The organism is Anaerostipes sp., from assembly GCF_018381315.1.
Taxonomy (GTDB): domain Bacteria; phylum Bacillota; class Clostridia; order Lachnospirales; family Lachnospiraceae; genus Anaerostipes.
The window spans coordinates 1-6,335 of sequence record NZ_JAGZSD010000037.1 but is presented as its reverse complement, the minus strand read 5'-3'; the positions used below and the strand labels follow the sequence as shown (position 1 = coordinate 6,335).

Sequence of the window (6,335 nt, the reverse complement as noted above, 5' to 3'; positions counted from 1 at the left end):
TGTGGAGCAAATTGAGCTTCCGGAAGAAGAGAAAAACTTGAATAAAAAGCAAGAAGAAACCAGCAGTAAAAAGAACACGGACATACCGATAAAACAAGCCAAAGAACCTGTAAAAAAGACAGCGGACGGGCAGACCTTATTGGACGTAAGTAAAGGAAATATCACGCTTACAAGCGCCGGAGCGACCGGGGGGGGTACAAGCAGTGAGACATCTCTAAACCCTCTGGGATACCGTATTAAAGGAACGACCACTTCGAATTGTATTAAAGTAGAACCAGGAGTTACTACAGACATTACACTGGATAATGTCAGTATAACCAGCAACAGCGGAAATAAAAACTGTATGGATGTCTCCCATGCCAATGTGACGATTACTTTAGTGGGAGAGAATCTTTTGTCCTGCGGAGAGACAGGTTATGGAGCCCTGGTGAAAGACGGAATGGATGATGATACCAAGCTTGTTATACAGTGTGAGCATGCAGGAGAAAAAGAACATCAGTGTACAGAGGAAACCTGCGGTTCTCTTGAGGCAAAGGGAACTGTATTTCACGCCACCGCAATTGGAAACAGTGTTGTAAACCGAATCACTGCTGAAGAAGATGGATTTTCAAATTTACATATAAGGGGAGGTATTATAAAAGCAAAAGCTGGTGGACATAACTGTGCAATTGGCGCAGCATGCGGTAGTTCCGGAGCCGGGAAGTATGCAAAAGATATCAGAATAAGCGGGGGAGTTGTTACGGCGGAGGGAGGCCAGTACTGTGCAGGAATTGGAAGCGGCTGCAGTACTCCTGTAGACGGAATCTATATTACAGGTGGGACTGTTTATGCATACGGTGGAGAAAATTCTCCGGGGATTGGATCCGGAGGAGATCAGATCGGAACCAGACCTTTTGATTATGATGTATCTAATATTGTTATAAGTGGAGGAAATACCTTAGTAAGAGCGGTTGGACACCAATCTTCTAATATGCCGGGGATTGGATGTGGAAAAACGGATACAGTCACAGGACAAGCAGAAAATGTTTCGGCAGTACCGGATTCCGGCTATCAAGGATATATACAAGATGGTACTTCAGAAGCGGAGTACAACTTTACGGTCGAATCACCTTTTCCGGGAAAACAAGATATCAAGGTAGATAAATATTTTACTATAATCTACTTCGGACCATTCCGAGATGAAAATAAAATAAACTCAGATACGAAAGAACAGCTGGGAGCCAATCATATAATCAGCAAGACCGGGGGAGAGGGATTCGATGAGGAGCAGCTCAAGGAGTTGACGAAAGCGAATGGAAAGGATAAGGACGGGAATCCTTTTAATATCAAAGATTTTATTCTGCCCAATAAAGAGCAGATCGATGTCATCAATGAGGCAAAGATGAAAGGAGAGGTCGGGGATTATCAGCTGACGGTTGCCACAGAAAATAATACACAGGTAACGATCACTGTCTCTCTGAGAGGAAATGGAACTGATGCAGCGATATTGGACGGCGGAACCGAATCTGGTATGGTGGGCGCCAATGATGTGGAAAAAGAGACCGGTGGCAAAGCATTTGGAGAAGATGAAATCAAAGAACTGTGCGGGATCAAAGGTAAAGACAAAGACGGAAATAATCTGAAGCCGGAAGATTTTAAGATAGATAAAGAACAGCTGAAAATTATCAATGAAGCCAAAACTTCTAAGAATACAGGGAAGTTCCTGTTAACATATGAGACCCGGGATGGAGAAAAGTTAACAGTAGAAGTGTTGCTCACAGGAACGGTTAAAATATCTTTTGATACAAATGGAGGCAGCAGACCGCCGGAAATGCAGAGTACGGATAGTGGTAAAAAAGTACTGAGACCAGAAGCTCCGGTAAGAGAAGGTTATATTTTTGATGGCTGGTACTACACAGACAAAGAAGGAAACGAAGTTCTATGGGATTTTGAAGAACCGGTTTATGAAAACATGATGTTGAAAGCCAGGTGGAAAGAGGAACCTAAAACAGAAACTACAGAAAAGGATCAGAGTACGACAGAAAAACATTCAGCTACAGCCGAAAAGCCGGCTGCAGCTGAAAAACCAATACCGGACTGGGAGTACAGCAAACGAAAAATAACAGAGAAGACTTCTACAAAAGCGGCGAAAACCGGAGATGAAAAAAACAGCATAGTCTTACTTATCCTTCTTGGCGCTTCTTTGGCAGGAGCAGGATTTATGTATAAAAAGATGAGATAAAACGAAACCGGAACATTCTTCTGATAATGTTCCGGTTTTTTGACAGAAATTTGTAAAAGAGGTTAAGCTGTATAATAGCAAGTAAAATCAAGCAGAAGCCAAGCTGCTTTCATATAATATATTTAGGGCGGATGAAACGGGGTGAACAGAGAAATGTACGAATGGCGAAAGCAGATACAAATAATCGTTGATGAAATTGACAGATGTATTAAGAAGTATGATGATGAAGCGCTGACGCTGTCTCTTCTTTCCCACAAGCTGGGTTACTCTGAATTTTATACAACGAGAAAGTTTAAAGAAATCTCAGGTTTACAATTCAGGGATTATCTGCGGCTTAGAAAATTGGCTTTTGCATTAAAAGAGGTGAGGGACAGTGAAAAGAGCATTTTGGACATTGCATTTGATTATGGCTTTTCATCCCATGAAGCATTTACAAGGGCTTTTAAAAGAACCTATGGAGTAACTCCAAGCGAATACCGGAAAAATCCCAAGCCTTTGGTTCTCCGTACAAAAATAAACCCGTTCGACCGCTACTTTTTAGGATTTGGAGAAATTGGTATGATGAAATCTACAGATGATATTAAAATTTATTTTGTAACAATTCCTGCCCACAAGTATCTGCACATAAAAAACTATGAAAGCAACGGGTACTGGGATTTTTGGCAGAAACAAAATCTTATCCCGGGACAGGATTACGAGACGGTCTGCGGCCTGCTTGACAGTATCAAGGGCAAGCTGGATGACGACGGCGGCAGTGAGCCTAACAGCGGCAGCGGACAGATTATGGCGTATATCAATGACCCGGACGGAAGACTTTGCGGCTGGGGCTTCCTGCGCACAGAGTGTTATGGTGTGCGTCTGCCGGCTGATTATAAAGGGGAAATACCGCCGCAAATGTATTTATCAGATATCCCTGAAGCTGAGTATGTAGTTTTTGAACATGGTCCGTTTGATTATGAACAGGAAAACCGCAGTGTAGAGGAAAAGATTGAAAAAGCAATGGCAGATTTTGATTTCGAGGGAACTGGTTACTGCTTTGATACTTCTCCCGGCAGGATCATTTATTTTTATTTTAACCCGGAAAAGCATTTTAAGTATATCAGGCCGGTACGAAAGATTTTGTGAATATTACATGTTCAATCTGTAAAACCATGCAGCAATATTATTTGCTGTGTGGTTTTCTTTTTTTAACAGACTTTAACTAACTTTTCAGGAGAGGATTCACACCTGATATAAAAACTCGAAGTGGTAAAATATAAAAACAGGGGGAATAGGAAGATGAAGAAGAAAAAACGAATCTGGATATTTGCTGCGGCACTGATACTGGCCGCAGCTCAGGGAAGTATTTTTGCAGCAGAGCAGGAGACGGAAAGTACAGCTGAGGCTGCAACAGAGACAACAGAGGCAAACACAGATTTGACCACAGCGGTGACTGAGGGAACTGCTGAGGAGCAGATTGGGCATCCGGAAGAAGAGAAAAACTTGAATGAAAAGCAAGAAGAAACCAGCAGTAAAAAGAACACGGACATATCGATAAAACAGGCGGAAGAGCCTGTAAAAAAGACAGCAGAAGGGCAGACATTACTGGACGTAAGCAAAGGAAATATCACGCTTACAAGCGCCGGAGCGACCGGGGGGGGGTACAAGCAGTGAGACATCTTTAAACCCTCTGGGATACCGTATTAAAGGAACAACCACTTCGAATTGTATTAAAGTAGAATCAGGAGTCACCACTGACGTTACACTGGATAATGTCAGTATTACCAGCAACAGCGGAAATAAAAACTGTATGGACGTATCCCATGCCAATGTGACAGTCACGTTGGTGGGGAAGAACACACTTTCTTGTGGAATTCAGAATTATGGAGCGTTAGTGAAAGACGGGATGGATGATACCAAGCTTGTCATTCAGTGTGAGCATGCAAGTGAAAAAGGGCATCAGTGCGAAGAAGGGAATTGTGGTTCACTGGAAGTAAAAGGAACGGTATTGCATGCCGCTGCCTTGGGAAGCAGCTGTTTAAATAGAGAAGACGCCAATGAGAAAGGATTTTCAAATTTGACCATCAAGGGCGGGGTCATCAATGCGAAGGCAGGAGAGCATATGAGCGCTATTGGGTCTGCGTGTGCCAGTTCCACCAGCGGCGAATTTACAAAAAATATCCGGATTACAGGGGGGATAATTAGTGCGTTTGGCGGAGAGTATTGTGCAGGAATAGGAGGGAGTTTTTGTGTTCCTCTTGATGGATTGTATATCAGCGGAGGAAGTGTTTACGCTGTAGGAGGAAAAAATGCCCCGGGTATCGGGTCAGGAGGAGGTGTTGATTATATATATACAGCTGAAGGATTATTTGATATTAAAAATATAGAAATCAGCGGCGGCAACACCATAGTAAGAGCGGTGGGTGATCATGCCTCCAATATGCCTGGAATTGGATGCGGGAAACCGGAAAATCCTAATAATACACCTGGGAAAGCCACACATGTTGTTGCAGTTCCGGACAAGGGATATCAGGGGTACATTCAGAACGGGACATCGGAAACAGAGTATAACTTTACGGCAGAATCACCGTTCCAGAAAGAACAGGATATTAAAGTAGACAAATACTTCACGATGATCTACTTTGGACCTTTCCGGGATAAAAATGAAGTTAATCCGGACAACAAGGAACAGCTTGGTGCCAATCATGTAATCAGTAAAACAGGCGGCAAAGAATTCAATGAGGAACAGATTAAGGAACTGGCAAAGGCCAATGGAAAGGACAAGGACGGAAATCCATTTAATACAGAAGATTTTACGCTTCCGGATAAGGAGCAGCTGAAGGTCATCAATGAGGCCAAGCAAAAAGGAGAAATCGGAGATTTTCCGCTGACCATTGCCACAGAAAACGGAACCAAGGTAACGATTACTGTATCTTTGAGAGGAAACGGCACAGATGCTGCGGTACCCGGAAGTGATTCGGACAGCGGAATGGTAGGAGCCAATGATGTGGAGAAGGAAACCGGAGGAAAGGCATTTACAGATGAAGAGATTAAGAATCTTTGCGGCATTAAAGGCAAGGATAAAGATGGGAACAATCTGAAGCTGGAAGATTTTAAGATCAATAAAGAACAGCTGAAAACTATCAACGATGCAAAGACCTCAAAAAATACCGGAAAATATCCACTGACATATGAGACACCGGACGGAGAAACGGTGACGGTGGAAGTATCACTCACAGGAACTGTAGAGATCTCTTTTGATACATCGGGAGGAAGTAAGGCACCCGAAATGCAGAGTATTGACAGCGGAAAGAAAGCACAAAAGCCAGAAGAGCCGATAAGAGAAGGTTATATTTTTGAAGGCTGGTACTACACAGACAAGGATGGAAAAGAGACAGAGTGGAACTTTGAAGATCCGGTTTATGAAAATATAACACTGAAAGCTAGGTGGAAAGAGAAAACAAAGACAGAAGCTGCAGAAACGACACAGACTGCGACAGAAACAAAAAAGAAAGAGACAAATACTGCTGCGGCAAAGCAGGTGACAGAAGAAAAGCAGATGCCTGACTGGGAGTACAGTAAAAGAGAAACAGGAGAAGGGTCAGCCACAAATACTGTAAAAACCGGAGATGAGGCAAAGGTATTAGAGTTTGGAATAATTTTGGCATTTTCTCTGGCCGGAATCGGTTATTATAGAAGAAAGTCAAGAAAATAGATTTCATTAAGAATAAATGGATATAAGGGGTTTCATACCGGGAAACAAAATCTATAAGTTTGTTTCCCGGTATTATTTATAAAATTTAAAGATAAACTAACTATTTATTTATAGAGAGATACCTGATATAAAAAGCGGAGTGGAAGAAGAACAGTATAAACAGGGGGAACAGAAAGATGAAGAAGAAAAAACAAATCTGGATATTTGCCGCGGCACTGATACTGGCCGCAGCTCAGGGAAGTATTTTTGCGGCAGAGCAGGAGGCGGAAAGTACAGCAGAAGAGACGACGGAGGCAAACAAAGATTTGATCACAGCGGTGACTGAGGAAACTGCTGTGGAGCAAATTGAGCTTCCGGAAGAAGAGAAAAACTTGAATAAAAAGCAAGAAGAAACCAGCAGTAAAAAGAACACGGACATAC

General features: G+C 42.6%; 4 protein-coding genes and 1 pseudogene. All 5 read left to right on the top strand.

Going from position 1 to position 6,335, the window contains the following annotated elements; all coding sequences use genetic code 11:
• The coding region (locus tag KH180_RS16425) for an InlB B-repeat-containing protein (protein WP_330624619.1) at nt 1-2,221 on the top strand (2,221 nt) is incomplete at its 5' end.
• Between the two features lie 153 nt (nt 2,222-2,374).
• Nucleotides 2,375-3,346, top strand: coding sequence for a helix-turn-helix transcriptional regulator (locus KH180_RS16420; RefSeq protein WP_290762389.1), 972 nt, complete (start codon nt 2,375-2,377; stop codon nt 3,344-3,346).
• 153 nt (nt 3,347-3,499) lie between these two features.
• Nucleotides 3,500-3,874 (top strand): hypothetical protein, encoded by a 375-nt coding sequence (locus KH180_RS16415; RefSeq protein WP_290762387.1) that lies wholly within the window; start codon nt 3,500-3,502, stop codon nt 3,872-3,874.
• 136 nt (nt 3,875-4,010) lie between these two features.
• On the top strand, nt 4,011-5,915 hold the full coding sequence (locus KH180_RS16410; protein WP_290762384.1) for an InlB B-repeat-containing protein: 1,905 nt from the start codon (nt 4,011-4,013) through the stop codon (nt 5,913-5,915).
• A gap of 176 nt (nt 5,916-6,091) precedes the next feature.
• Nucleotides 6,092-6,335, top strand: a pseudogene (locus tag KH180_RS16405) (hypothetical protein); the annotation flags it as partial.